24 protein-coding genes, 2 tRNA genes, 1 other RNA gene and 2 pseudogenes are annotated in these 24,367 nt (G+C 72.3%); 12 read left to right on the top strand and 17 right to left on the bottom strand.

Features of this window, described 5'->3' with window-relative positions; all coding sequences use genetic code 11:
* Positions 1 to 87 precede the first annotated feature (87 nt).
* On the top strand, positions 88 to 825 hold the full coding sequence (locus tag ACE4Q9_RS17410) for a GAF and ANTAR domain-containing protein (protein ID WP_397985151.1): 738 nt from the start codon (positions 88 to 90) through the stop codon (positions 823 to 825).
* A gap of 53 nt (positions 826 to 878) precedes the next feature.
* Here the strand turns inward: ACE4Q9_RS17410 and ACE4Q9_RS17415 are convergent, their stop codons facing one another.
* The 3 genes from ACE4Q9_RS17415 to ACE4Q9_RS17425 form a co-directional block, all read right to left on the bottom strand.
* Positions 879 to 1,700 carry a YceI family protein gene (locus ACE4Q9_RS17415; protein WP_397985152.1) on the bottom strand — a complete coding sequence of 274 codons (822 nt, stop codon included), beginning with the start codon at positions 1,698 to 1,700 and terminating at the stop codon, positions 879 to 881.
* Positions 1,701 to 1,803: 103 nt separating this feature from the next.
* The gene (locus ACE4Q9_RS17420) at positions 1,804 to 4,368 is read right to left on the bottom strand and encodes an MFS transporter (RefSeq protein ID WP_397985153.1); all 2,565 of its coding nucleotides are present in this window, start codon (positions 4,366 to 4,368) and stop codon (positions 1,804 to 1,806) included.
* A 13-nt stretch (positions 4,369 to 4,381) separates the two neighbouring features.
* Complete coding sequence (locus ACE4Q9_RS17425) at positions 4,382 to 4,876, bottom strand: MarR family winged helix-turn-helix transcriptional regulator (protein WP_397985154.1); 495 nt, start codon at positions 4,874 to 4,876, stop codon at positions 4,382 to 4,384.
* 207 nt (positions 4,877 to 5,083) lie between these two features.
* Between ACE4Q9_RS17425 and ACE4Q9_RS17430 the strand changes: the two genes are divergently transcribed.
* A complete protein-coding gene (locus tag ACE4Q9_RS17430; protein WP_397985155.1) occupies positions 5,084 to 5,284 on the top strand; it encodes a hypothetical protein in 201 nt (66 codons plus the stop codon).
* A gap of 334 nt (positions 5,285 to 5,618) precedes the next feature.
* Here ACE4Q9_RS17430 and ACE4Q9_RS17435 read toward each other — a convergent pair whose 3' ends face one another.
* From ACE4Q9_RS17435 to ACE4Q9_RS17470, 8 genes are all read right to left on the bottom strand, one after another.
* The gene (locus ACE4Q9_RS17435; RefSeq protein WP_397985156.1) at positions 5,619 to 6,533 is read right to left on the bottom strand and encodes an RNA polymerase sigma factor SigF; all 915 of its coding nucleotides are present in this window, start codon (positions 6,531 to 6,533) and stop codon (positions 5,619 to 5,621) included.
* A gap of 385 nt (positions 6,534 to 6,918) precedes the next feature.
* Positions 6,919 to 7,773 (bottom strand): RNA polymerase sigma factor SigF, encoded by an 855-nt coding sequence (locus ACE4Q9_RS17440; RefSeq protein ID WP_397985157.1) that lies wholly within the window; start codon positions 7,771 to 7,773, stop codon positions 6,919 to 6,921.
* A gap of 164 nt (positions 7,774 to 7,937) precedes the next feature.
* Positions 7,938 to 8,231 (bottom strand): Dabb family protein, encoded by a 294-nt coding sequence (locus ACE4Q9_RS17445; protein WP_397985158.1) that lies wholly within the window; start codon positions 8,229 to 8,231, stop codon positions 7,938 to 7,940.
* A 10-nt stretch (positions 8,232 to 8,241) separates the two neighbouring features.
* Entirely contained in the window at positions 8,242 to 8,421 is a 180-nt protein-coding gene (locus tag ACE4Q9_RS17450) for a hypothetical protein (protein ID WP_397985159.1), read from the bottom strand.
* Between the two features lie 155 nt (positions 8,422 to 8,576).
* Positions 8,577 to 8,661 (bottom strand) — tRNA-Ser (locus ACE4Q9_RS17455).
* Positions 8,662 to 8,706: 45 nt separating this feature from the next.
* The gene (tadA, locus tag ACE4Q9_RS17460) at positions 8,707 to 9,138 is read right to left on the bottom strand and encodes a tRNA adenosine(34) deaminase TadA (protein WP_397987248.1); all 432 of its coding nucleotides are present in this window, start codon (positions 9,136 to 9,138) and stop codon (positions 8,707 to 8,709) included.
* Between the two features lie 68 nt (positions 9,139 to 9,206).
* Entirely contained in the window at positions 9,207 to 9,749 is a 543-nt protein-coding gene (locus ACE4Q9_RS17465) for a hypothetical protein (RefSeq protein ID WP_397987249.1), read from the bottom strand.
* A 321-nt stretch (positions 9,750 to 10,070) separates the two neighbouring features.
* Positions 10,071 to 10,265 carry a hypothetical protein gene (locus ACE4Q9_RS17470; RefSeq protein ID WP_397987250.1) on the bottom strand — a complete coding sequence of 65 codons (195 nt, stop codon included), beginning with the start codon at positions 10,263 to 10,265 and terminating at the stop codon, positions 10,071 to 10,073.
* Positions 10,266 to 10,369: 104 nt separating this feature from the next.
* Here ACE4Q9_RS17470 and upp point away from each other — a divergent pair, with 104 nt between their 5' ends.
* The gene (upp, locus tag ACE4Q9_RS17475) at positions 10,370 to 11,005 is read left to right on the top strand and encodes a uracil phosphoribosyltransferase (RefSeq protein WP_397985160.1); all 636 of its coding nucleotides are present in this window, start codon (positions 10,370 to 10,372) and stop codon (positions 11,003 to 11,005) included.
* A 95-nt stretch (positions 11,006 to 11,100) separates the two neighbouring features.
* Here upp and ACE4Q9_RS17480 read toward each other — a convergent pair whose 3' ends face one another.
* Together ACE4Q9_RS17480 and ACE4Q9_RS17485 are read right to left on the bottom strand one after the other, a co-directional pair.
* A complete protein-coding gene (locus ACE4Q9_RS17480; protein ID WP_397985161.1) occupies positions 11,101 to 11,748 on the bottom strand; it encodes a LytR C-terminal domain-containing protein in 648 nt (215 codons plus the stop codon).
* A gap of 158 nt (positions 11,749 to 11,906) precedes the next feature.
* A complete protein-coding gene (locus ACE4Q9_RS17485; protein WP_003986294.1) occupies positions 11,907 to 12,203 on the bottom strand; it encodes a type II toxin-antitoxin system VapB family antitoxin in 297 nt (98 codons plus the stop codon).
* Positions 12,204 to 12,336: 133 nt separating this feature from the next.
* Between ACE4Q9_RS17485 and ACE4Q9_RS17490 the strand changes: the two are divergent.
* Positions 12,337 to 13,083: pseudogene (locus ACE4Q9_RS17490) on the top strand (helicase HerA-like domain-containing protein); the annotation flags it as partial.
* A 24-nt stretch (positions 13,084 to 13,107) separates the two neighbouring features.
* Positions 13,108 to 13,527, top strand: a pseudogene (locus ACE4Q9_RS17495) (helicase HerA-like domain-containing protein); the annotation flags it as partial.
* Positions 13,528 to 13,637: 110 nt separating this feature from the next.
* Here the strand turns inward: ACE4Q9_RS17495 and ACE4Q9_RS17500 are convergent.
* Both ACE4Q9_RS17500 and ACE4Q9_RS17505 read right to left on the bottom strand, forming a co-directional pair.
* A complete protein-coding gene (locus ACE4Q9_RS17500) occupies positions 13,638 to 14,333 on the bottom strand; it encodes an HdeD family acid-resistance protein (protein ID WP_397985162.1) in 696 nt (231 codons plus the stop codon).
* A gap of 90 nt (positions 14,334 to 14,423) precedes the next feature.
* Positions 14,424 to 15,017, bottom strand: coding sequence for an HhH-GPD-type base excision DNA repair protein (locus tag ACE4Q9_RS17505; RefSeq protein ID WP_397985163.1), 594 nt, complete (start codon positions 15,015 to 15,017; stop codon positions 14,424 to 14,426).
* A gap of 95 nt (positions 15,018 to 15,112) precedes the next feature.
* Here ACE4Q9_RS17505 and ACE4Q9_RS17510 point away from each other — a divergent pair, with 95 nt between their 5' ends.
* From ACE4Q9_RS17510 to ACE4Q9_RS17530, 5 genes are all read left to right on the top strand, one after another.
* Positions 15,113 to 17,275 (top strand): penicillin acylase family protein, encoded by a 2,163-nt coding sequence (locus tag ACE4Q9_RS17510; protein ID WP_397985164.1) that lies wholly within the window; start codon positions 15,113 to 15,115, stop codon positions 17,273 to 17,275.
* On the top strand, positions 17,265 to 17,861 hold the full coding sequence (locus ACE4Q9_RS17515; protein WP_397985165.1) for a GNAT family N-acetyltransferase: 597 nt from the start codon (positions 17,265 to 17,267) through the stop codon (positions 17,859 to 17,861). Before ACE4Q9_RS17510 ends, ACE4Q9_RS17515 begins: the two co-directional genes overlap by 11 nt.
* A gap of 21 nt (positions 17,862 to 17,882) precedes the next feature.
* Positions 17,883 to 18,359: a cupin domain-containing protein gene (locus ACE4Q9_RS17520; protein ID WP_397985166.1), complete on the top strand. Its 477-nt coding sequence runs from the start codon at positions 17,883 to 17,885 to the stop codon at positions 18,357 to 18,359.
* Complete coding sequence (locus ACE4Q9_RS17525; protein ID WP_397985167.1) at positions 18,356 to 19,117, top strand: SDR family NAD(P)-dependent oxidoreductase; 762 nt, start codon at positions 18,356 to 18,358, stop codon at positions 19,115 to 19,117. The genes ACE4Q9_RS17520 and ACE4Q9_RS17525 overlap by 4 nt, the downstream gene beginning before the upstream one ends.
* Positions 19,118 to 19,203: 86 nt before the next feature.
* Positions 19,204 to 19,665 (top strand): GNAT family N-acetyltransferase, encoded by a 462-nt coding sequence (locus ACE4Q9_RS17530; protein ID WP_397985168.1) that lies wholly within the window; start codon positions 19,204 to 19,206, stop codon positions 19,663 to 19,665.
* Positions 19,666 to 19,685: 20 nt separating this feature from the next.
* On the opposite strand, the gene ACE4Q9_RS17535 is transcribed toward ACE4Q9_RS17530, so the two are convergent.
* Both ACE4Q9_RS17535 and ACE4Q9_RS17540 read right to left on the bottom strand, forming a co-directional pair.
* Entirely contained in the window at positions 19,686 to 21,374 is a 1,689-nt protein-coding gene (locus tag ACE4Q9_RS17535) for a DUF4041 domain-containing protein (protein ID WP_397985169.1), read from the bottom strand.
* A 172-nt stretch (positions 21,375 to 21,546) separates the two neighbouring features.
* Positions 21,547 to 21,634, bottom strand: a tRNA-Ser gene (locus tag ACE4Q9_RS17540).
* Positions 21,635 to 21,706: 72 nt separating this feature from the next.
* Here ACE4Q9_RS17540 and ffs point away from each other — a divergent pair.
* Together ffs and ACE4Q9_RS17550 are read left to right on the top strand one after the other, a co-directional pair.
* Positions 21,707 to 21,803, top strand: an RNA gene (gene ffs / locus ACE4Q9_RS17545) — signal recognition particle sRNA small type.
* Positions 21,804 to 21,857: 54 nt separating this feature from the next.
* The gene (locus tag ACE4Q9_RS17550; RefSeq protein WP_397985170.1) at positions 21,858 to 24,254 is read left to right on the top strand and encodes a DNA polymerase III subunit gamma and tau; all 2,397 of its coding nucleotides are present in this window, start codon (positions 21,858 to 21,860) and stop codon (positions 24,252 to 24,254) included.
* Positions 24,255 to 24,367 lie beyond the last annotated feature (113 nt).

Here is a 24,367-nt window from a genome sequence, read left to right on the forward strand (position 1 = left end):
ACCGCAATGGAGCAGCTAGAGTTCTTCTGTCCTGTGCTCGCAGTCGGGAATGTGCTGCGGAGCTCTCCTGCGCATGGCCGCACGGTCATGTCATCCGAGAGGTTCGTGGTGGCCGCATCCGACTTTCCTGTGCCCGACTCTTCCGCGTACGACTTCTCCTCGTACGACGTTTTTGGGTCGATCCATGCTCCGGGCGGTCTCGACCTGGCCGAGGCCCTGACCGCGGCGGCCCGTGAGCTGCACGAGAGCGCCTCTCCCGGTGCCACGCTCGAAACCGCGGTCCGGCTCGCAGTGCATCTGCTGCCTGGCGCCGAGCACGCCGGGGTCTGCGAGATCGAGCGCGGGGAGAGCCTGCGCACGGTCGCCTGGAGCGACGACATCGTGCGCGCCGCCGGCACCTCCGACCTGCCGCACTGGGAGCGGCTGTGGGAGGCACCGGTGGTGCGGGCGGACAGCGGCGGCGCGGACGGCGAACCGCAGGAGCTGCGCTCGGTGCTGTCCATGCGGCTGCGCGCCGACCGGCGTCGGCTGACCGTGCTGACGGCCTACTCGCGCGAGCCCGGCGCCTTCGACGAGACGGCGGCCCGGCTCGGCCGGCTGTTCACGGCACACGTGAGCCTCGCCCTGAACTCCGTGACCGTGCGCGAGCAGTTGACCGCGGCCATGCACACCCGCGACCTGATCGGACAGGCCACCGGCATCCTGATGGAACGCCTGGACATCGACGCCCAGGCCGCCTTCGAGAGCCTGGTGCGCGCCTCCCAGCGGGAGAACGTCAAGCTGCGCGACCTGGCCCGCCGCATCGTGGGCGCGACGGACAACTGAACCGCGAAGGGCCCGCCGACCGGATGCCGGTCGGCGGGCCCTTCGCGTGCGGATCAGGCGGACGGCAGGCTCTCGCCCTGCACCGCCTGGATGTCCAGCTGGACCCGCAGCGTGGTGCCGATGGCCGCGATGCCGGCCTGGAGGACCTGGTTGTAGTTCATCGCGAAGTCCTCCCGGTGCAGTTCCGCCGTGGCCCGGAAGGCGGCGCGGGTGCCGCCCCACGGGTCGGCGCCGGTGCCGAGGTAGGCGAGGTCCAGGTCGACCGGGCGGACCACGCCGTGCAGGGCCAGTTCGCCGTGCACGGTCCAGCGGTCGGAGCCCGCCTGGGTCAGCCCGGTGGAGCGGTAGGTGATCTCCGGGTGGTTCTCGATGTCGAGGAAGTCACCCGAGCGCAGGTGCGTGTCGCGCATGCCGTTGCCGGTGTCGATGGACCCGGCCTTGATCACCGCCTCCACCCGCGACTTGGCGACGTCGTCCGGGGCGATCTCGATGGTGCCGCCGAACTCCGTGAACCGGCCGTGCACGCTGGAGATCCCCAGGTGCTGGGCGACCGCGGCGACGGAGGAGTGCGCCGGGTCGATGGTCCAGGGGCCGGGCGGCGGCAGCTCGGTGCCGCCCTGCCGGGCCAGGGTCACCGTGCCGATCTCGGCCCGGCCGCTCGCGGTGACGATCGCGCTGGACGCGGCCGGGGCGTACCCGACGGCGGTCACGATCACCGTGTACGCGCCCGGTGCCAGCTCGGTGGCATCCCGTACGGCCCCCTCGGCGTCCGCCTCGGCCCGCAGCACCTGCGTACCGGTCATGTCGGTCACCGTGACGACCGCGTGCGACACGGCCCACCCGTCCCGCGTACGGATCTTCGCGGTCAGTCCCATCCCGTTTTCTCCCTGCAAGGACTTGCAAATCGGTCGTAAGAGAACCGGCCCGTGGCGCCGGGCACCTCCGCTCGGAGCGTGCCCTGCCACGGGCCGGGCCGAACTACTCGCCGGGGTGGGCGAGTTGGATGTCGTGACCGTCGGCACCGGTGCCGGTGACGGTCAGCGCGGTCGCCACCGGCGGGTAGCCGGTCGCGATGACGGTGTACTCGCCGCTGTCCAGGTCGGTGAAGGCGTACGCGCCGTCCGCACCGGTGGTGGCGCTGCCGACCACGTTGCCGGCCTGGTCGACCAGGGTCACCCGCGCGTCGGCCAGCGGGCCGTGCGGGGCCCTGACGACGCCCTGGAGGCGGGCGCCGGCGTCCAGGTCGACGTCGATCCGGGTGATACCGGTGACGGCCACCTCGACGGGCAGGGCGCGAGGCCGGAAACCGCCCGCGTTGACGGCGACGGTCACCGGCCCGGGCACCAGGTCGGTGAAGGCGAACTCGCCCTGCTCCCCGGTGGTGGCGGTGGCCAGCAGGTCACCGCGCACATCGGTGACGATCACCATGGCGTCCTTGACCGGCAGCGCGCTCCCGCTCGCCCGCACCACACCGGTCAGCCCGCTGGTGCCGCTGAGCAGGATGTCGTACGACAGGGGCTCCTCGCCCACCACGATGGTGGAGGCCTGCGGCTGGTAGCCGTCGGAGGAGGCGATCAGGACGTAGCTGCCGGTGCCGGGGGCGGTCAGCGCGTAGGAGCCGTCGGTCCGGGCGACGGAGCGGCCGAGCTGGCGGCCGGCCAGCGAGATCAGGGTGACCGCGGCCCCCGGCACCGGGGCGCTCTCGGCGCCGCGGACGAAGCCGTGCACCGGGGTGCCGTCGCCGCCCGAGCCGGGCTCGGCGATGGTCGCCACGGCCGTCATCGGCGCGGCGGAGGCGGTCGCGGTGGCCAGCGCCTCGGAGGCGCCCACCACCGGGGCGGGCGCGGTCAGGCTGGGCACCTTCTCCTGGACGGGCTCACCCGGCACGTTCCGCATGGTGTTCTCCACAGTGCTCTCCAGCGTGTTCTCGACGGTCCCCGCCTTCTCCTGCGCGGCCTGGGTCAGCGCGCCGGTCGTCCGCAGCGGGACCTCCTTGATGAACATCACCACGACGAAGGCGACCAGGGCGCAGGGCGCCGCGTAGAGGAAGACGTCGGCGATGCCGTGCCCGTAGGCGCTTTCCAGCCAATGACGGATCGGCAGCGGCAGGCTGTTCATGTCGGGCAGGTCGCCGCCGCCCACGGCCTTGGCCGCGGCCATCCGCTCCTTGAGGCCCAGCTCGCCGATGCTGTTCTTGGCGTAGTGGCTGATCCGGTCCGACATGACCGAGCCGAGCACGCCGACGCCGACCGCACCGCCGAGGGAGCGGAAGAAGCTCACCGTGGAGGAGGCGGCGCCCAGGTCCTTCGGGGCGACCTGGTTCTGCGTGGAGAGCACCAGGTTCTGCATCATCATGCCGACGCCGATACCCAGCAGCGCCATGTAGATGGAGAGCTGCCAGTAGGGGGTGTCGTAGCGCATCAGGCTCAGCAGGGACAGGCCCGCCGTGAGGAACAGACCACCGGCGACCAGCCAGTTCTTCCAGCGTCCGGTGCTGGAGATGATCCGCCCGGAGACCATGGAGGCGACGAACAGACCACCGATCATCGGGATGGTCATCACACCGGACATGGTCGGGGACTTGTCCCGCGCCAGCTGGAAGTACTGCGAGAAGAAGACGGTGCCCGAGTACATGCCGACACCGACGAACAGCGAGGCCACCGAGGCCAGCGAGATCGTGCGGTTGCGGAACAGGCGCAGCGGGATGATCGGCTCGGACGCCTTGGTCTCGGTGAAGACGAAGGCCAGCGCGAGCAGGATCGTGCCGCCCACCATCACGTACGTCTGCCAGGACAACCAGTCGTACTTGTCGTTGGCGAAGGTCACCCAGATCAGCAGCAGCGAGGCGGCCGCGGTGATGAAGAAGGCGCCGAGCCAGTCGACCTTCACCTGGCGCTTGGTGACCGGCAGGTGCAGGGTCTTCTGGAGCACGAACAGCGCGATCACCGCGAAGGGGATGCCGACGAACAGGCAGTAGCGCCAGCCGAGCCAGCTGGTGTCGGTGATGACACCGCCGAGCAGCGGGCCGCCGACGGTGGCCACGGCGAAGGTGGCGCCGGTGTAGCCGGAGTACCGGCCGCGCTCGCGCGGGGCGATCATCGCGGCCAGGATGACCTGCACCAGGGCGGACAGACCGCCGGCGCCGAGGCCCTGGATCGCACGGGCGGTGATCAGCATCGCCGGGTTCGGCGCCAGACCGGCGATGACCGAGCCGGCCACGTAGATGACCAGGGATATCTGGACGAGCGCCTTCTTGCTCATCAGGTCGGACAGCTTGCCCCACAGGGGCACGGAGGCGGTCATCGCCAGCAGGGCCGCGGTGACGACCCAGGTGTACGCGGACTGGCCGCCGCCGAGGTCCTTGATGATCGTCGGCAGTGCGTTGGTGACGATCGTGGACGACAGGATGGCGGCGAACAGGCCGAGCAGCAGACCGGAGAGCGCCTCCATGATCTGCCGGTGGGTCATCGGGGCGTCGCCCGCCGAGGAGCCTCCCCCGTGCTTGGCGTGAGCCCGCACACCGGCTGGTGTGGTCGTTGCCATGGGCTTCCTTTTCTTACGTGCTTGCGGGTGTACGGGTGGTCTCTTCGACTACGGGAGCGGACGGCCGGGCCGAGGGGGGCCGGCAGTCGCCGAACGACGAGCGCAGGCGGGTCATCAGCCGGGTGAGCTGGGCGACCTCGTCGTCGGTCCAGTCACCGAGCCGCTCCGCGAGCAGCCGCGAGGTCCGCCGGGACAGCTCGTCCAGCTGCTCCTGGCCCGCGGCGGTCAGGTGCAGGATGCGCGAGCGCTTGTCCGCCGGGTCCGGGAGCCGCTCGATCCAGCCCCGTGCGGCGACGTGCGCGACATGCCGGCTGGTCACCGACAGATCGACGGCCAGCAGCTCCGCGAGCTTGCTCATGCGCATGCCGCCGTGCCGGCCGAGCAGCGTCAGCACGGCGGCCGAGCCTCCGGGGCACTCGGGGGGCAGTACCCGTACGAGATCCCGTTTAACGGCGCCGACGGCGCTGAGCTGACGCGCAAGCTCGTCAAACTGCGCATGCTCGGCCATCACACCTCCCGTATTCGTTGCTTGGGGCAACCATAAGGTCCATTGGTTGCTACAGGCAAATAAGCGGCCCGGAACCTGTGTAAAACCTTGGCAAAGGCATAGCGTTGCGGATGTGAATATGCAGGTGGGTCCGCGAAGGGTGTCCCCGTCTGTCCCGGTGGCCCCCCACTTGGGCGCCCCGGCCCGTCTTCGCTAAGGTCTCGGGCCATGGCTAACACCCAGGGCCCCCAGGGCAATTACGACCCTGCCGGCAGCACTCAGATGTTCCGCGCGTTCGTCGACGAGGCTCCGCAGGGGCGTCAGCAGCAGGCGGCCGCCGCCTCCTCCGGTCCGCGCGTCGGCGTGATCATCGGCGTCATCGTGGCCCTCGTGGTCGTGGCCGGCGTCGCCTGGCTCGCACTGAAGTAACCCGCGCGCCCGGAGGGGAACCGCCTTCTCCGGGGTGGGACAGGCGGGGCGGGGGTCGTACGACCGTCACCCGCCCCCTTGTGCACACCCGCGCCGCCCGTCCCCGCCGGGGAGGGCGGATGGGGTGTGCTTTGTACGGGGGCTGACCTCGGTGTGCGCGGAAGCGGTGCCCTGGAGCCGGCGTACGCCCCCGTGACCGGGCCAGGACACACGACGGCCGCCGAGGCTCCCGTGCGGGCGCGTCGGCGGCCGGGTGGCCATGGCGTCGTACGAAGCGTCCCGTGACGGTGTTGTCGTCCGGCCGTGTTGGCCGACGCTCCGTCAGCGGGGGCCCTCAGTCCGAGATCAGTCCCTCGCGCAGCTGGGACAGGGTCCGGGTGAGCAGCCGGGAGACGTGCATCTGGGAGATGCCGACCTCCTCGCCGATCTGCGACTGGGTCATGTTGGCGAAGAAGCGCAGCATGATGATCCGCCGCTCCCGCGGCGGGAGTTTGGCCAGCAGCGGCTTGAGGGACTCGCGGTACTCCACGCCCTCCAGGGCCGTGTCCTCGTAGCCCAGCCGGTCGGCCAGGGAGCCCTCGCCGCCGTCGTCCTCCGGTGCCGGGGAGTCCAGCGAGGAGGCGGTGTACGCGTTGCCCACCGCGAGGCCGTCGACCACGTCCTCCTCGGAGACGCCGAGGACGGCGGCCAGTTCGGTGACGGTCGGGGAGCGGTCCAGCTTCTGCGACAGCTCGTCGCTGGCCTTGGTGAGGGCCAGGCGCAGCTCCTGGAGGCGGCGCGGGACGCGCACCGACCAGGAGGTGTCGCGGAAGAAGCGCTTGATCTCGCCGACCACCGTCGGCATCGCGAACGTCGGGAACTCCACGCCCCGTTCGCAGTCGAAGCGGTCGATCGCCTTGATCAGGCCGATGGTGCCGACCTGGACGATGTCCTCCATCGGCTCGTTGCGCGAGCGGAAGCGCGCCGCCGCGTAGCGGACCAGCGGCAGGTTCAGCTCGATCAGGGTGTCCCGGACGTAGGCGCGCTCCGGGCTGTTCTCGTCCAGCGCGGCCAGGCGCAGGAACAGGGAGCGGGACAGGGTGCGGGTGTCGATGGCCTCGCCCATGGCGGGGATGGCCGGGGCAGGCACGGCGTCGAGGGACGTGACGCTCTCGATGCCGTCGATGCCGTCGAGTGCGTCGAGCTCCTTGGGCGCCGCCTCGCTTTTCGCGGGCGTCAGCACTTTCGAGCTGCCCTGTTCTGCGGACATGCCACCCCCTTCGGGTCGCGGGACGGTCGCGGCCGCGCCGTCGGACGAGCAACGCAGCCTTCACCTGAATACCGGTGCCGGAGCCCCGGCAAACGCATCTCCCGCAGAATGTCACATGTCGGCAACGCGCTGTAGTGACATGTCGACACGCGAGATGCGAATCACCGCTGGATAAAGGGGGTCTGACGGTCTTTCCGGTCGTCGTCACCGGCAACAGCCCTGGTGAGCGAATCGCTCGCGGCGGTGAGCGCTCGATCGGGTTTGCGATGCAGAGCTGTTCGGGTGTGTGCTTCGGTGCGCCCACCGTGCGACCACCGACTCGTCCGGTATGCACCTGGCGCCCTGTGATACGGCGGGCCTCTCGTGGGGCGCCCGTGGCCGCCGGTTACGCGTCGATGCGGTTCGCCGAGCGCAGCCGCTGGAAGCTGCGGGCGAGCAGCCGGGAGACGTGCATCTGGGAGACGCCGAGTTCGGCGCTGATCTGCGACTGGGTGAGGTTGCTGTAGTAGCGCAGCAGCAGGATCCGCTGTTCGCGCTCGGGGAGTTGGACCAGGAGGTGGCGGATCAGGTCGCGGTGTTCCACGCCGTCCAGGGCCGGGTCCTCGTAGCCGATGCGGTCCAGCAGTCCGGGCATCCCGTCGCCCTCCTGCGCGGCCTCCAGGGAGGTGGCGTGGTACGAGCGGCCCGCCTCGATGCAGCTGAGCACCTCCTCCTCGCTGATCCGCAGCCGCTCGGCGATCTCGGCGGTGGAGGGGGAGCGGCCGTGCAGCGTGGTCAGGTCCTCGGTGGCGCTGTTGACCTGCACCCACAGCTCGTGCAGCCGGCGCGGCACGTGCACGGTGCGGACGTTGTCCCGGAAGTACCGCTTGATCTCGCCGACGACGGTCGGCATGGCGAAGGTCGGGAACTGCACGCCCCGGTCCGGGTCGAAGCGGTCGATGGCGTTGATCAGGCCGATGGTGCCGACCTGGATCACGTCCTCCATGGGCTCGTTGCGGGAGCGGAAGCGGGCGGCGGCGTAGCGCACGAGCGGGAGGTTCGCCTCGATCAGCGCCCCGCGTACGCGGTTGTGCTCCGGAGTGCCGGGGGCCAGCTCCTTCAGTTCGGCGAAGAGGACCTGGGTCAGGGCCCGGGTGTCCGCGCCGCGGCGTTTCCCTGGGGGCACAGAGGCGGGGACGGGGGCCTCCTCCTGGGGCGGCGCAGTACTGGCCGGCACGGTCAACGCCACCTCTTCGGTCAATCATCCGTCAAAAGCGGTCATAGCATCACAAGACATGTGCACTGTGTGCAAGCACCGGGTAACGCCGTGTTGTGTTCAATCATTGACAAGTTGGGGCGTGAAACGCGCGAAAGCCCCCCGCCTGCGCGGCGGGAGGCTTCGGGGAAGCTCGGGGGGAACCGGTCCTAGAACTCGTAGTCCGCGATCACCCACGTGGCGAACTCGCGCCACAGGGCGACGCCCGCCTGATGGGCCGGATGGTCCAGGTAGCGCTGGAGGGCGGCGGTGTCCTCGACCGAGGAGTTGATCGCGAAGTCGTAGGCGATCGGCCGGTCGGTGATGTTCCAGGCGCACTCCCAGGAGCGCAGCTCCTCGATCTGGCCGGGCAGCGTCCGGAAGGCCGCCACGCCCGCCTCGACCCGCGGATCGTCGCGCTCGACGCCCTCGTTGAGCTTGAACAGGACCAGGTGGCGGATCATGCGGAGTACCTCAGCTCTTTCCTCCGTTGGCGGCCCAGGTCATGAAGTCCCCGATGGCCCTGGCCGCGTCCGATATGCCCTCGAAGCCTATCTGGACATAGCTGGCCGCCTTGGCCGGGTCCGTGATGATCACGTACAGCACGAAGACCACGAGCGCGTACAGAACGATCTTCTTGGCGTTCACCGCCACCGCGGCCCTCCCCTGTGTCCATGACCCGACGGGCCCCTGCTTGTCGGCGGCGAGTGTAACGTTCAGCCCTTTATCGGGGACCAACGGCCCGCCGCGCAAGGCGATTTGGGCGCACGCGGAAAGGGCCCCGCCATAAGACGAGGCCCTTTCGGAAGCGGTAGCGGAGGGATTTGAACCCTCGGTGACTTGCGCCACACTCGCTTTCGAGGCGAGCTCCTTCGGCCGCTCGGACACGCTACCGAGGGAGACCTTACAGCACGGTAGGGCGTGGTTCGAAATCGGTATTCAGCGATCCCGGAAAAACTCCGTGAGGAGCGCGGCGCACTCGTTCGCGAGGACGCCCTCGACGACCTCCGGGCGGTGGTTGAGCCGCCGGTCGCGCAGCACGTCCCACAGCGAGCCGGCGGCACCCGCCTTGTCGTCGCGGGCGCCGTAGACCACCCGGTCCACGCGGGACTGCACCAAGGCGCCCGCGCACATGGTGCAGGGCTCCAGGGTGACCACGAGCGTGCAGCCGGTCAGCCGCCACTCGCCGAGGCGCGCGGCGGCCCGCCGGATCGCGAGGACCTCCGCGTGGGCCGTGGGGTCGCCGGTGGCCTCGCGCTCGTTGTGCCCGGTGGCGAGCACCGTCGTACCGTCCGGGGACAGCACGACGGCGCCGACCGGGACGTCCCCGCCCCGGACGGCGGCCCCGGCCTCGGCCAGGGCGAGCCGCATCGCGTCCCGCCAGGGGTCGCGCACCGGGTCCGGTGCCTCGCGGATGCCGGTCACCGGTCGTCCCGCGGTCAGCGGACGGTCTCCAGCACCTCCGAGGCGCCCAGGGCCTCGGCGATGGAACCGAGCGCGTCGTCGGCGTCCAGGGAGCGCAGTTCCTTCTCGCTGATGCCCAGGTCGTCGAGGATCCCGCTGTCGCCGACCGGGCTGTGCGGCACCGCCTCACCCGTGCCGACCGGCTCGTCCACGTCCTCGTCGGCGGCCTCGGACTCGCCGTCCTCGGTGCCGTCGAGATCGAGTTCGTCCAGGTCGGGCCCGTCGGTCGTACCGGGTTCCCGGCCCAGCAGCTCATCGGTGAGCAGCAGCTCGCCGTAGGCGCTGCGGGCGGCGGCGGCCGCGTCGGAGACGTAGATCCGGGGGTCTTCCTCCCCGTCGACGCGGACGACGCCGAACCAGGCGTCCTCCTGCTCGATCAGGACGAGCACCGTGTCCTCCTCGGGAGAGGATTCACGGGCCAGGTCGGCCAGATCCGACAGGGTCTCCACATCGTCGAGCTCTGTGTCGCTCGCTTCCCACCCGTCTTCGGTGCGCGCGAGCAGTGCGGCGAAGTACACCGTGACTCTCCCACTGGTCATAGGCGTGCCGGTTGGGGGTCCCCCCGGCGGAGGTTCTTGGGCGGAGAGAGCTGGGCTCCGAGCCCCACCCACTCGGAATCGTGGCAGAAACAAGGCGTTCAGGGGACGTCTTCGGCTCCCTGTGTCTGGCGGTTTCGAGCGTGAATCGTCACAGAGTCACCAGCGCTCTCATTGCGGCCACCTGCGGATCGTACGCGGCTTTGCCCAGGGCTCACGCACGCCCACCGCGGAAACGTCGGCGCGGCCGGCGATCTTCCTCACCCGCTTCTTGCCCAGGGGTCCCAGCTCATGGCCCCGGCCTCACCAGCGGAAGGTGCGCATCCGCATCGCGTGGCGCAGCCGGGCCGCCTTGGCGCGTCGCGGCTGGACCCGCGCGCGCAGGGCGCGGGCCTCGGCCAGCTCGCGCAGGAACCTGGCCCTGCGGCGGCGCCGCTCGGCCTCGGCCTCGGGACCCTTCGCCCCGGTCACGTCCGCGTCGTCGGGCTTGTCAGGCAGGTCAGACACGTCACACCACCTCAGTCCGTCCCTGTCACCCTGCCCCGGACGAGCGGTTTGACGCCAGCGCCGACCGGTGCGGGGGCGCAGGTACCGTTATGGGCATGCGTCTCCACGTCGTCGACCACCCCCTGGTCGCTCACAAGCTCACCACGCTGCGCGACCGGCGCACCGACTCCGCGACCTTCCGGCGGCTCGCCGACGAACTGGTCACCCTGCTCGCCTACGAGGCCACGCGGGACGTGCGCACCGAGATCGTCGACATCGACACGCCGGTCGCCCGCACCACCGGCGTCAAGCTCGCCCGCCCCCGCCCGCTGGTCGTGCCGATCCTGCGCGCCGGTCTCGGCATGCTCGACGGCATGGTCCGGCTGCTGCCGACCGCCGAGGTGGGCTTCCTGGGCATGATCCGCAACGAGGAGACCCTGGAGGCCTCCACGTACGCCACCCGGATGCCGGAGGACCTCTCGGGCCGCCAGGTCTACGTCCTGGACCCGATGCTGGCCACGGGCGGCACGCTGGTCGCCGCCATCCGCGAGCTGATCCGGCGCGGCGCGGACGACGTCACGGCCGTGGTCCTGCTGGCCGCGCCCGAGGGCGTCGAGCTGATGGAGCGCGAACTGGCGGGCACGCCGGTGACGGTGGTGACGGCCGCGGTCGACGACCACCTCAACGAGCACGGCTACATCATTCCGGGCCTGGGCGACGCGGGGGACAGGCTGTACGGGGCGGCGGAGTAACAGAGCCAGTCAGTACCGCGGGTTCCCCACGCCCCCGAAGGGGCGTGGGGAACCGCGCGCTCAGCCACAGGGGACCCGCACCCGGCGACGGACCCTCAGCACCCCTTCTTCGCCGGGCCGACGGCGGTCGTCGGCGCGGTCAGGGCGGTCACCGCCTTGTCCGCGTCCGCCGCCTTCACCAGCCCCTTGAACCCGTCCCCGAGGATGAGGTCGAGCGTGGCCCCCTTACGCCCGTCGGGGCGCTGCTGCGCGCCCGCTACCTGCGCGCCGAGCACCGGCAGGGACGTGTCGACCGCGGACGTCGGCCCGAGGACCACACCCGTGCCCTTCACCTTCTTGTCGTACTGCGCGCTGGCATTGCCGACATCGCCGATCTTGAACCCGCGCTTCTTCAGCTGGTCCGCGGTGTCCTTGGCGAGCCCGGTGCGCGCCGTGGCGTTGTAGACGTTCACGGTGATCCGGCCGGGCGGGGGCAGCACCTTCCCGCCGTGCGCGGTCGCGGTCCGCGCCGTGTCGGTCTTGCCCTTGGCCGGGCACCGCTTCGCGGCCTCGGCGGTCGACCCGCCCCCGCTGAAGACGTCGATGAGCTCCAGCGTGCCCCAGCCGATCAGGCCGAGCGTGCACACGGAGGCCAGCACGGCCGCGACCATCCGGCCTCGCCGCCGGGGACGGCGCATCCGGGGGTACTTCCGCCCCGTGATCCGGTATTTGCCGCCCATGCCGGGGGGAGTCAGCATGCTCATGAACGCAGCGTAGTGCGCCGGGGCGGTGATGCCTATCGGATGATCAGTCGAGGGCGCTCAGTGGAACCCGAAAGGGTCAATCGGCGGGTGCCGCGGGGCTGGACCGGCGGGTGCCGTGGGGCTGGCGGGCGCGGCGCGGCCCGGCCGACCGGTGCCGGTCAGCCGAGTTCGAGCACCCGCGCGTGCAGCACCTGGCGCTGCTGGAGCGCCGCGCGCACCGCGCGGTGCAGGCCGTCCTCCAGGTAGAGATCGCCCTGCCACTTCACGACATGTGCGAAGAGGTCGCCGTAGAACGTCGAGTCCTCCGCGAGCAGGGTCTCCAGGTCGAGCTGCTGCTTGGTCGTCACGAGCTGATCGAGGCGGACCGGGCGCGGCGCGACGTCCGCCCACTGCCGGGTGCTTTCCCGGCCGTGATCGGGGTACGGCCGGCCGTTTCCGATGCGCTTGAAGATCACACGGAAAGCCTACCGGCCCAGACGTTCCGGGCGCAGCCATGGCGCCCGAGTACGACCCTTGAAAAGGTTCCGCAAACAGCACAAATACCGCTTTTCGGTGGCAGGGGCCGTGACGAGGGAGCAGGGGGATCAGATGAGCGACCGCGACGCAGGCCCCGACGCGGGCACCGGCACAGACCCCGGCGCGGGCGCCCACGCGGTTCCAGAGGCCGCCCCCGACCCCGCCCGGAAGATCGCCGCCGGGTACGCCTTCTCCGGCCCCGCCCTCGACCTCGGCGCCCTCCTCCTGTCGGCGCGGGGCGTGGCGGTGTTCCTCGCGGACGTCAAGGGCGACCTGTCCGGCATCGCGCGCTCCGGCCGGGAGAGCGACCGGGTACGGCAGCGGTCCGGCGAGGTCGGCCAGAGCTGGACCCCGGCCGGCTTCCCGGCGGAGTTCTACGCGCTCGGCGGCATCGGCCACGGCATCCCGGTGCGCGCCACCGTCACGAGTTTCGGCCCGGTGCTGCTGTCCAAGGTGTTGGGCTCAACCAGACCCAGGAGCAGTCCCTCGGCCTGATCTTCCACTACGCCGACACCAAGGGTTTGGAGCTGATCGACCTCAAAGACCTCAGGGCGGTCGCCGCCTTCCTCACCTCCGACGAGGGCAGACCGGAGCTGAAGGGCATCGGCGGGCTCTCCACGGCCACCGCCGGGGTGATCCTGCGCTCGCTCACCGCCTTCGAGGCGCAGGGTACGGCGGACTTCTTCGGGGAGCCGGAGTTCGACACGGCCGGCTTCCTGCGCACGGCGGACGACGACCGGGGCGTCGTCTCCGTCCTCGAACTGGCCGCCGTACAGGACAGACCCCAGCTGTTATCCACCTTCCTGATGTGGCTGCTGGCCGACCTGTTCCACGACCTGCCCGAGATCGCCGTACGACCTGGAGGAGCTGCTCCCCGGGCTCGGCACCGGCGAGGCGGTGGTGACCGTGCTCGGCGAGAGGGGCGCGCCCACCCCGGTCGCCGCCACCCGGCTGCGCGCCCCCGAGTCCCTGATGGGCCCGCTGGACCCGGCTGCATTGGACGACGCGGTACGGAACTCGCCGCTCCACGGCCGTTATGCACAGGCTGTGGACCGCGAGTCGGCGTACGAGAAGCTGAGCGCCGCTCCGGCGGCGGCACCGGCGCCCGCCGCCCCGCGCGAGCGCCCGGCGAAGGAGGAGCCCTCGCTGGTCGAACAGGTCGTGGGCAGCGGGATGTTCAAGTCCCTGGCCCGCTCGGTCGGCACCCGGCTGGGCCGCGAGATCACCCGCTCCCTGTTCGGGACGGCGCGCCGGAGGCGGTGAGGTCCGGAGGCGCGGGATGCTCCCCGAGGCCCGGGAGGCGGGTCGGAGGTCCGGGAAGCGGGCCGGAGCCGGTGAGCCGGTGCGGGGCGGCCGGAGCCGGCCGGGCCGGGTCAGACGGTCTGCGGGACCTGTTTCGCCCGGTGCCGGATGCGGAAAGCGGTGACGATCTCGGCGATGCCCACCACGACCAGCCAGATGCCGCCGACGAGGGTCAGCACGGCCACCGACCGGAAGGGCGAGTCGATCAGCACGATCCCGGCGACGAAGGTCAGGACGCCGAGCACGATCTGCCAGCCGCGCGCGGGCATCCGGGGGTCGGAGATCGCGGCCATGGTGTGGGTGATCCCGCGGATCAGCCAGCCGATGCCGATCCACAGGGCGAGCAGCAGGATCGACTGCATGGGCCCGCGGAAGCAGAGCAGGCCGAGCAGGATCGACAGCGCGCCGCTGATGAACGCCAGCACCCGCAGCGAGGTCGCCTGGTGGGTGCCGAAGGCGGCGGTCAGCTGGAAGACACCGCTGACCAGCAGGTAGAGCCCGAAGAGGACCCCGGCCACGGCCAGCGAGTGGCGCGGCCACACCAGGACCAGGACGCCCAGGATCAGCGAGGCAATCCCGGTGACCAGGACCACCTGCCAGGCGGCCTTGGCCAGGGCGTGCAGCGGGCCCTCGACCGGCGGTTCGGCCTCATGGCGCCCGCGGCGCGCCTGCGGATCGTGCGGGGCGCCCGGCGGGTGGCCGCCGTGGACGCGCTGGTCGTCGTACTCACGGCCCCATTCCGGGCCGTGCTGCGATGCCTCGGTCATGTTCCATGCTCGGAACGGTTCCGCGCGTTCCGCCACCCGAGTGGGCCACCAGGCGTACCTCCGGGGCCCCTCTCCCGCCCCTCTCCGGGTCTACTTCCGGGCCGCCTTCGTCGCCTTGGCCGCGGCCTTCATCTCCTGCTTGTGGGCGCGCACCCTGGTGAGCGAGTCCGGTCCGGTGATGTCGGCGACGGACCGGTAGGAGTCCGGCTCGCCGTAGGCGCCGGCGGCCTCGCGCCAGCCCGCCGGTGCCACGTGGAGCTGCTTGCCCAGCAGCGCGAGGAAGATCTGCGCCTTCTGCCGCCCGAATCCCGGCAGGCCCTCCAGGCGTTGCAGCAACTCAGCACCGCTGTCCACACCGCGCCAGACGGCCTCGGCGTCCCCGTCGTAGTGCTCGACCAGGTACTGGCACAACTGCTGGATGCGCTTGGCCATGGAGCCGGGGTAGCGGTGCACGGCCGGTTTCCCGGAGAGCAGCGCGGCGAACGCCTCCGGGTCCCGCGCGGCGATCTCGTGTGCGTCCAGGTCCTCGGTGCCGAGCCGGTCGGCGATGGTCCGGGGCCCCTTGAACGCCCACTCCATCGGCACCTGCTGGTCCAGCAGCATCCCGATGAGCGCGGCGAGGGGCGAGCGGCCGAGCAGCGCGTCGGCCGCCGGGTCCTGGGCGAGGTGCAGGGTGACGTCCATGGGTCGATGATCCCGCGCCGCGGGTGATCGCGCGTCGCGTACGATGCCCCCGTCGAAAATTAGGCAAGGCTTACCTAAGGATTGGAAGGTTCGGGGTGACCAGCGAGACCTACCGCGACGCCTTCGGCATCCCCCACCTGCGCGCGGCGGACGTCCACGCACTGGCCCGTGCCCAGGGCCGGGTCACCGCGCTCGACCGGGCCTGGCAGCTGGAGGTCGAACGGCACCGCGCCCAGGGCACGTCGGCGTCCTTCCTCGGTCCCGGCGAGGTCCCCTGGGACGTCCTCGCCCGCCGGGCGCGCCTGGCCGACACCGCCCGCCGCTGCTTCGCCGCGCTGGAACGCCGGGACCCGGAGACGGCGCGCTGGGTACGGTCGTACACGGACGGCGTCAACGAGGGACTGCCGGCCGGTGCCCGCCGCGCCCCGGAGTTCGCCCGCACCGCGCTCACCCCCGGCCGCTGGGAGCCCTGGACCCCGCTCGCCGTCTGGCTCTCCACCCACCTGCTGTTCGCGGGCTTCCCGGCCAAGCTCTGGCGCGAGCAGGCGATCCGGCACCTCGGCCCGGACGCGGTGGGCCTGTTCGCCGCGGACGGCCCCGGCACGGCGGGCAGCAACGGCTGGCTGCTCTCCGGCGCCCGCACCGCCACCGGTCACCCGCTGCTGGCCGGCGACCCCCACCGCGTCATCGAGGACCCCGGCGTCTACCAGCAGATCCGCCTGGCCTGCCCCGAGTTCGACGTCCTCGGCCTCGCCGTCCCCGGCATCCCCGGCCTGCCCCACTTCGGCCACGCGGGCGCGGTCGCCTGGGGCATCACCAACGCCATGGCCGACTACCAGGACCTCTACCGCGAACGTCTGCGCCGCGCGGGTCCCTCGGTCGAGGCGCTGGGCCCGGACGGGCTCTGGCACCCTGCGCACGCGCACACCGAGACGCTGGAGGTCGCGGGTCAGGCACCGATCGGGCTCGAGGTGATCGAGACGGAGCGCGGGCCGGTGATCGCGGGAGGGCCGGAGGCGTCGTACGACCCGCGGGCCGCGGACGGCGCAGCCGGGGCTGGCGCGGGGGGACCGGAGGTGTCGTACGGCCCGTGGGCCGCCGAGGGCGCAGCCGGGGCGCTCGCTCTGCGGTACCCGCCGCGCGTCACGGCGGACCTCGGCTTCAGCGCCCTTCTCCCGCTGCTGCGCGCGCGGAACGTCGTGGACGTCGACCGGGCCCTGGACGCCTGGTGCGAGCCGGTGAACGTGGTCCAGGCGGCCGACACCGCCGGGGGCACGCTGCACCGCGTCGCCGGGCGCGTCCCGCTGCGCGCCCGCGCCAACCGCCTCCACCCCGTGCCCGCCTGGCGCCCCGGCCACGACTGGCAGGGCTGGCACGAGATGCCGTACGCCCCCGTCCCCGACGGCATCGCCGTGATGGCCAACCAGCGCGGCCCGGCCGCCCCGCTCGGCGTGGAGTTCGCCCCACCGCACCGCGCCGACCGCATCCGCGCCCTCCTCGGCGCCGGCCGCCGCTGGAGCGCCGGGGACATGGCCGCGATCCACACCGACACCCACCTCGCCTCCGCCGCCCCCCTCCTCGACCGCCTCGCCGCGCTCGACGGCCTCACCCCGGCCGCGACCGGCCTGCGCGACCGCCTGCTCGCGTGGAACCGCCGCATGGACGCCGACAGCACCGACGCGGCGGCCTACGCGGCGCTGCGCACAGCCGTCGTACGACTCCTCGCCGCGCAGCCGGCGTTCGCGCCGCTCACCCGGCCCCCGGCGTACCCGGAGGCGCTGCGCCCGTGGCTGGCGCTCGTCCCGCGCATCGGGTACGCCCTCGAACACCTGCTGCGCGCCGAAAAGTTGTACGGCATCGACCGAACGGCCTTGATCCGCATGGCCCTTGAGGCCGTGGCGGCCGAAACTCCAACCGGTGCCTGGTCCGACGCCCACCGACTCTCCCCCTGGCAGGCCCTGCCGGACGGCCCGGCCACCCCCGGCCTGGCCGGAGACCACGACTGCGTGCTGTGCACCTCCGCCGTGCCCGGCCTCACCGACCGCGCCGCCCGCGGTCCCGCCGCCCGCTGGGTCTGGGACCTCGCCGACCGGGACGCCAGCCGCTGGGTGGTCCCCTTCGGCGCCGACGGCGTCCCCGGCAGCCCGCACCACCACGACCAACTCCCCCTGTGGCTGCGGGGAGAACTCACCCCCGTCGTCACCGGCTGGAACCGGCTCACCCCCGACCGCACCCTGGAGCACCCGCATGACCACTGACACGCACGAGACGTCGTACGAGCCGTACGAACAGCACGTCGACGGCTTCGGCGCCGTCCGTATCCGCCCCCTGGACCCCGCCGCCGACGCGGACGTGATCCACGCCTGGGTGAGCGAGGAACGCGCCGCCTTCTGGGGCATGACCGGCCTCACCCGCGACCAAGTGGCCGGGATATACGTCCACATGGCCACCCTGGACACCCACCACGCCCACCTGGTCACCAAGGACGGCGCCCCGGCCGCCCTGTTCCAGACGTACCAGCCCACCGCCGACCGTGTCGGCGAGTGCTACGACGTCCGCCCCGGCGACCTCGGCGTACACGTCCTGCTCGCCCCCGCCGGCGCCGCCGGAGCCCGCCCCGGCTGGTCGTCCGCGCTGCTCACGGTCCTGACGACGTACGCGCTGACCGCGCTCGGCGGGCGCCGGCTCGTGGTCGACCCGGACGTCCGCAACAGCAAGGCGATCGCCCGCTTCGTCCGCCAGGGCTTCGTGCCCGGACCCGCAGTCGTCCTGCCCGAGGTGGACCTCCCGGACGTGTACCTGCCCGAGAAGCACGCCCAACTCGCCTTCCTGGAAGCCCGGTAGCGCGGCGGTAGCCTTCCGGGGGTGACGACTGAGCAGGAGCTGATCGCGCACTACGGACTCGAACCGATCCCCCGGGAGGGCGGCCTGTTCCGGCGTACCTGGGCGGGGCCCGAGCGGGCGGACGGCCGTCCCGAGGGCGCCGCCATCGTGGCCCTGCTCACGGCCGGTGACTACTCCGCCCTGCACCGCCTGCCCTACGCCGAAACCTGGCACTTCTACCTCGGCGACCCGCTGGACCTGCTGCTCCTCGCCCCCGACGGCACCACCCGCACCGCCGTCCTCGGCCCAGCCCTGAGCGCCGGCCAGCAACTCCAGCTGACCGTCCCGGCCCGCACCTGGATGGGGGCGCGGGTGGCCGCGGGCGGCGCCTGGACGTTCTTCGGCTGCACGACCGCCCCCGGCTTCACCTACCCGGACTACGAACACGGGGACGCGGCCGACCTCACGGCGCGTTACCCCGCCGAGGCCGCCCGGATCAGGGAACTGTGCCGCCCATGAGCCTCCTCGACGGACAGACCGCCCTGGTGACCGGCGCGGGCGGCGGCATCGGCCGCGCCATCGCGCTGCGCTTCGCCGAGCACGGCGCGGCGGTCGCCCTGCACTGCCGTACGGCGCTCACGGCGGCCGGGGAGACGGCCGACCAGATCCGGGCGCAGGGCGGCGCGGCGGTCGTCCTGCGCGCCGACCTCACCGACGAGGACGCCTGCCACCGCCTGGTCCACGACACCCTTGAGTGGTCCGGCGGCCGGCTCACCGCGCTGGTCAACAACGCGGCCGTACAGCCGGTGCGGCCGCTGCCCGGCATGACCGCCGCCGAGTGGCGCGCGGTGCTCGACACCGACCTCACCGGCGTCTTCGCGTGCACCCAGGCCGCCGCGGCCCACTTGCGGGGCCACGGAGGCGGCACCATCACCCACATCGCCTCCATCGAGGCGGGCCGCCCCGCCCCCGGCCACGCCCACTACGGCGCGGCCAAGGCGGCGGTCGTGGCGCACGCCCGCGCGGCCGCCCAGGAGTACGGCCCCGACGGCATCCGGGTCAACACCGTCTCTCCGGGCCTGATCGACCGCCCCGGCCTGTCCGATGCCTGGCCGGACGGCGTCCGCCGCTGGCTCGCCGCCGCGCCCGCCGGCCGGCTGGGCCGCCCCGAGGACGTGGCCGACGCCTGCGTCTTCCTCGCCTCCCCCCTCGCCTCCTGGATCACCGGGCACGACCTGGTGGTGGACGGGGGCGTGTCGGCGCGGCCCAGCTGGTGATCGGTGCGGGAAGCATCACCACGACGGTGCCGCCACCCCCTCCGGGCCCACGGCAATGTCAGTGGCCGGTGACAGACTCCGGTGCCATGAGCGATCAGGTGCTTTTGAGAGACGTCGAAGAAGCCGATCTGGAGGAGTTCCTCGCACAGGAACACGACCCCGAGGCCGCCCGGCGGTCGAAGTTCGTGCCACGGGAGCGGGAAGCCTTCATGACCCACTGGAGGACGAAGGTCCTCGGCGACCCCACCGTCTTCGTACAGGCCGTCACCGTCGACGGCCGGCTCGCGGGCAACGTGGTGGCCTGGTGGCACGGGGACCGGCGCTTCATCGGGTACTGGCTCGGCAGCCAGTACTGGGGGCGGGGCGTCGGCACGCGGGCACTGACGCTGTTCCTGGAGCGCGAGAACACCCGCCCCCTGTACGCCGATCCGTTCGGCGGGAACACCGGTTCCGTACGGCTGCTGGAGAAGCACGGCTTCCGGCGCACCGGTACGGTCCGGCACGGCACGGACGAGCACATCATGCTGGTGCTCGACGAGATGAGGTGACGGAGGTCAGGTGACGGAGGTCAGGTGACGGGGGCGGCGGCCTCGACGCTCCTGCTCGCCCGCCATTCCAGGGCCTGGGGCTCCTCGGTGAACTCGATCAGATGCTGTCCGGCGAACCGGTGCAACGCGTCGCGCACCTCCACCGGGGTCGCGTAGAAGAACTCCTTGCGGCTGTTGACCTGGTTGACCCGCCGGGACGCGAAGTGCCGGTGCAGTTCCGCCTCCAGGCCGACTGCATCCTTGCTGAAGATCAGCGCGTGCACGTCGAAGCGGAAGGGAACGGCCGCTCCACTCAACTCGTAGACCCGCTCAAGGGGTTCGAGCCGGCGTGTCATGCCGATCTTCACGATGCGGTCGCCGAAGGCGCCGATGTTCGAGATGACGTACACATAGCCCGTGCGGACGTTGGCCGCACGGGACTCGACGTCCTGGAGCGAGCTCTCGATCTCGGCCAGCTTCGCTTCCAGCTCCGCGGCGCCCCCCGCGTCCCCGCGCTCGCGCAGGCGCTCCAGCGCAGCCTGGTAGTGGCCGAGTTCCTTGTTCAGCTTCTCGCGCTGCCGGTCGAGCTCCCGCTGGACGGCCACCTCCTCGCGCTCACGGGCGCGCGCCTCGCGCTGGGCCTCCTTCTCCTCGTCCTTCTTCTGGAGGTAGTCGGCGGTGAGTTCCAGCTCCCGCACCCGTGCGTCGTGGTACTCGTCGGTGATCCGGATGTGCATGGTGGCGCCCAGCCTGGCGATCGTCTCGCGGCTCTTGTAGAGCCGGTCGACCAGGGAACCGAGCCGGTACGGCCGCATGGACCGCACCGCGTAGTCGGCCTCGGCGTTGTAGGCGCGCAGCATGAGCTTGGAGAAGTCGCGGACCATCTTCTGGCCCTGGCGCTTGGAGCCGTTGACCGTCCAGTCCGTGGCGGAGTGCACGGCACCGCCGGCGCGGGCGAGCGACTTGATCTGGTTGCGCAGTGTGTCGAGGCGGCTGCGGTAGGCGATCGCGTCCTGGAGGACATGCCGATAGGCGTAGATCCCGGCCTCCTGCAACAGGGCGGTCTCGTCGGCGTTGACGATCAGTGCCCGCAGTTCGGCGAGCCGGCGTTCGGCGCCGGACACGTCCGCGCGGTGCCGGTCGGCCTCCTCGCGCAGCCGGTCGGTCGCCCTGGCCGCCTCGCGGGCGTCGGCGAGGATCTCCCTCGCCGACGCCCGCGCGTCCGCGACGATCCCCCGCGCCTCCTCGGCGGCTTCGGCCACCGTCCTCTCCCGCAGCGCGGCGGCCTCCGCCTCGACCTGCCGCACGAGCTCGGCGACGCGCGCGGCATCCAGCCCCTGCGTCCGCGCGATCCAGTCCCGCAGCTCCTCCACCTCGGCTAGGGACTCCGACCGCCGCCGCCTGAACAACCGGCTTTTGCGTGGGGAGGGGATGGCGGGGGCGATGGGGGCGGCGGGGGGTGGGAGAGCGCCGGGGGCGGCGAGGGTCGGGGCGGTGCCGGGCGCGGCGCTGGCTGTGGGGATGCCGGGTGTGGCGCTGGCTATGGCGGCGCCGGCTGGGAGAGTGCCGGGCGTGGCGGTGGCTGCGAGGGTGCCGGTCTCTGGGACCCACAGCTGCCAGCCGTCCGGAGCGGCCGGCCACGATGGATCGGGCCGCCAGTCCGGCGGCGGCGTCCATCCCGCGGGCGGCACGGGCCAGCCCGGCGGCGGATTGAAGCGGTACACGCTCATTCCCACCCCCCAGTGACATGCGCAGAGCGCGATTCTCCGGGCGATCGGCGACGGGAGTGCCCGCCTGTCCCGCCTTGTGACCTTCTTGTGATCGCACGGCACCGACGACCGCACAATGTCGAAGGGCCCCCTGTTTCCAGGGGGCCCTTCGACATCGTGCCCGGTGAGGCACTGGCGGAGGATACGAGATTCGAACTCGTGAGGGGTTGCCCCCAACACGCTTTCCAAGCGTGCGCCCTAGGCCTCTAGGCGAATCCTCCGGTCGGAACATTACATGACCGAGGAGGGTGCTCGCGAACTCGTTCCCGCAGGCCCGGATCGGGTACTCTCTGCGTAGCCCCTCACGCGGCGCTATCTGACTGAACTCCCCCAGGGCCGGAAGGCAGCAAGGGTAGGTCGGCTCTGGCGGGTGCGTGGGGGGCGTCTGCGTTGCCGGGGCTTCGGCGGGACCGGTTGTCAGTGGGCGCCTATAACCTCGTAAGCGTGTCGTCTCTCGCGCTGTACCGCCGCTACCGTCCCGAGACCTTCGCCGAGGTCATCGGGCAGGAGCATGTCACCGACCCATTGCAGCAGGCGCTGCGCAACAACCGGGTCAATCACGCGTACCTGTTCAGCGGACCGCGTGGCTGCGGGAAGACCACGAGCGCGCGCATCCTCGCCCGCTGCCTCAACTGTGAGCAGGGTCCCACCCCCACCCCGTGCGGCGAGTGCCAGTCCTGCGGCGACCTCGCGCGCAACGGACCGGGTTCGATCGACGTGATCGAGATCGACGCCGCCTCCCACGGCGGCGTGGACGACGCCCGTGAGCTGCGCGAGAAGGCCTTCTTCGGCCCCGCGGGCAGCCGGTACAAGATCTACATCATCGACGAGGCCCACATGGTCACGTCGGCCGGCTTCAACGCCCTGCTGAAGGTCGTCGAGGAGCCGCCCGAGCACCTCAAGTTCATCTTCGCCACGACCGAGCCCGAGAAGGTCATCGGCACCATCCGCTCGCGGACCCACCACTACCCGTTCCGGCTCGTGCCGCCCGGCACCCTGCGGGACTACCTCGGCGAGGTGTGCCAGCGGGAGGACATCCCCGTCGAGGACGGCGTGCTGCCGCTCGTCGTGCGCGCCGGCGCCGGCTCCGTCCGTGACTCCATGTCCGTCATGGACCAGCTCCTCGCCGGCGCGGGCGCGGACGGTGTGACGTACGCCATGGCCACCGCCCTCCTCGGCTACACCGACGGCTCCCTCCTCGACTCCGTCGTCGAGGCCTTCGCCACCGGTGACGGCGCGGCCGCCTTCGAGGTCGTCGACCGCGTCATCGAGGGCGGCAACGACCCGCGCCGCTTCGTCGCCGACCTGCTCGAACGCCTCCGGGACCTGGTGATCCTCGCGGCCGTGCCGGACGCCGCCGACAAGGGGCTCATCGACGCCCCGGCCGACGTCCTGGAGCGTATGCAGGCCCAGGCCTCGACCTTCGGCGCCGCCGAGCTGAGCCGCGCCGCCGACCTCGTCAACGAGGGCCTGACCGAGATGCGCGGCGCCACCTCGCCCCGCCTCCAGCTCGAACTCATCTGCGCGCGCGTCCTGCTCCCCGCCGCCTACGGCGACGAGCGTTCCCTCATGGCCCGCCTCGACCGCATCGAGCGCGGCGTCCACTTCAGCGCGGGCACCGGCGCGCCCGCCATGGGCTACGTCCCCGGCCCGGAGGCCCACGGCGGCGCCCCGGCTCCGATGGTCCCGCCCGGCGGCGGCCCCGCGGCGGCACGGGCGGCGGTGCGGGGAGCCGGGGGGCCGGGTGGAGCGGGTTCCGGACCCGGTCCCGATTCCGGTCCGGGGGCTGGCGGCACGACTCCGCCTGCGCCCGCGCCCACGCCCGCCCCCGCGCCTCCCGTTCCGGTGGCGCCCGCTCCTGCTCCCGCCCCCGCGCCTTCCGTTCCGGTGGCGCCCGCTCCTGCTCCCGCCCCCGCGCCTTCCGTTCCGGTGGCGCCCGCTCCTGCTCCCGCCCCCGCCGAGCAGCCGGCCCCGGCCGCGCCGGCTCCCACTCCCGCCGCTGCCCCGGCCGCCGCCCCCGGCGCCTGGCCCACCGCCGCGCCCGCGGGAGGCGGACGGCGCCCCGGTGGCTGGCCCACGGCCGCCGCGCCCGGCGCTCCGCAGCAGCAGGCCCCCTCGGCCGGCCCCCAGCCGCCGGCCCAGCCCGCGCCCGCCGCCTCCGCGCCCCCGTCCCCTCAGCCCCCCGCGGCCGCCCCCGCCGGGGGCCTCGACCCCCGCATGCTCTGGCCGAACATCCTGGAGGCCGTGAAGAACCGCCGACGCTTCACCTGGATCCTGCTCAGCCAGAACGCGCAGGTCACCGGCTTCGACGGCACCACCCTCCAGCTCGGCTTCGTGAACGCCGGGGCGCGTGACAACTTCGCGAGCAGCGGCAGCGAGGACGTGCTGCGGGCCGCGCTCGCCGAGCAGTTCAACGTGCAGTGGAAGATCGAGTCGCTGGTCGACCCGTCCGGCGGTGGCTCCGCATCCCCGGCTCCGGGCGGCTCCCCAGGCGGCTCCCCGGGCTTCGCCGGTGGCGGCGGCTCGGGTACTCCCGGTGGCGGTTACGGCGGTGGCGGCGCGTCCGGCGGCGGTGGATACGGCTCCTCGCCCGCGCCCCGCCCCAGCGCGCCCTCCCAGCCCGCCCCGCAGCCCTCCGCCCCCCCGTCCGGCGGTCCCGCTGCCCCGGCATCCGGCCCGACCACCCCCCGACCCTCCGCCCCCGAGCCACCTCCCGTCTCCATCGAGGACGACATCCCCGAGGACGACGACCCCGACCTGGACGAATCCGCCCTCTCCGGCCACGAACTGATCGTCCGCGAACTGGGCGCGACGGTGGTGGAGGAATTCACCAACGAGTGAGTGGTCGAAGGGGGACCGAAGGAGCGAGGGAGCCGAGGCTGTGGCGCGCTGAGGGGCGGGGGATCTCTGGGGTAAGGAACCGAGGACCCTTCGAAGCCGACGGTCCCGGCAAC

Source organism: Streptomyces sp. AM6-12, assembly GCF_044327085.1.
Classification (GTDB): Bacteria; Actinomycetota; Actinomycetes; order Streptomycetales; family Streptomycetaceae; genus Streptomyces.

Bases quoted from the DNA above. Each gene is read 5' to 3' on its own strand.
- ACE4Q9_RS17535 (WP_397985169.1), bottom strand. From the start codon at position 21,374: ATGAGCGTGTACCGCTTCAATCCGCCGCCGGGCTGGCCCGTGCCGCCC.
- ACE4Q9_RS17525 (WP_397985167.1), top strand. From the start codon at position 18,356: ATGAGCCTCCTCGACGGACAGACCGCCCTGGTGACCGGCGCGGGCGGC.
- ACE4Q9_RS17515 (WP_397985165.1), top strand. From the start codon at position 17,265: ATGACCACTGACACGCACGAGACGTCGTACGAGCCGTACGAACAGCAC.
- ACE4Q9_RS17410 (WP_397985151.1), top strand. From the start codon at position 88: ATGTCATCCGAGAGGTTCGTGGTGGCCGCATCCGACTTTCCTGTGCCC.
- ACE4Q9_RS17480 (WP_397985161.1), bottom strand. From the start codon at position 11,748: ATGAGCATGCTGACTCCCCCCGGCATGGGCGGCAAATACCGGATCACG.
- ACE4Q9_RS17530 (WP_397985168.1), top strand. From the start codon at position 19,204: ATGAGCGATCAGGTGCTTTTGAGAGACGTCGAAGAAGCCGATCTGGAG.
- ACE4Q9_RS17435 (WP_397985156.1), bottom strand. From the start codon at position 6,533: ATGTCCGCAGAACAGGGCAGCTCGAAAGTGCTGACGCCCGCGAAAAGC.
- ACE4Q9_RS17445 (WP_397985158.1), bottom strand. From the start codon at position 8,231: ATGATCCGCCACCTGGTCCTGTTCAAGCTCAACGAGGGCGTCGAGCGC.
- upp (WP_397985160.1), top strand. From the start codon at position 10,370: ATGCGTCTCCACGTCGTCGACCACCCCCTGGTCGCTCACAAGCTCACC.
- ACE4Q9_RS17500 (WP_397985162.1), bottom strand. From the start codon at position 14,333: ATGACCGAGGCATCGCAGCACGGCCCGGAATGGGGCCGTGAGTACGAC.
- ACE4Q9_RS17505 (WP_397985163.1), bottom strand. From the start codon at position 15,017: ATGGACGTCACCCTGCACCTCGCCCAGGACCCGGCGGCCGACGCGCTG.
- ACE4Q9_RS17430 (WP_397985155.1), top strand. From the start codon at position 5,084: ATGGCTAACACCCAGGGCCCCCAGGGCAATTACGACCCTGCCGGCAGC.
- ACE4Q9_RS17415 (WP_397985152.1), bottom strand. From the start codon at position 1,700: ATGGGACTGACCGCGAAGATCCGTACGCGGGACGGGTGGGCCGTGTCG.
- ACE4Q9_RS17425 (WP_397985154.1), bottom strand. From the start codon at position 4,876: ATGGCCGAGCATGCGCAGTTTGACGAGCTTGCGCGTCAGCTCAGCGCC.
- tadA (WP_397987248.1), bottom strand. From the start codon at position 9,138: ATGCGGCTCGCCCTGGCCGAGGCCGGGGCCGCCGTCCGGGGCGGGGAC.
- ACE4Q9_RS17420 (WP_397985153.1), bottom strand. From the start codon at position 4,368: ATGGCAACGACCACACCAGCCGGTGTGCGGGCTCACGCCAAGCACGGG.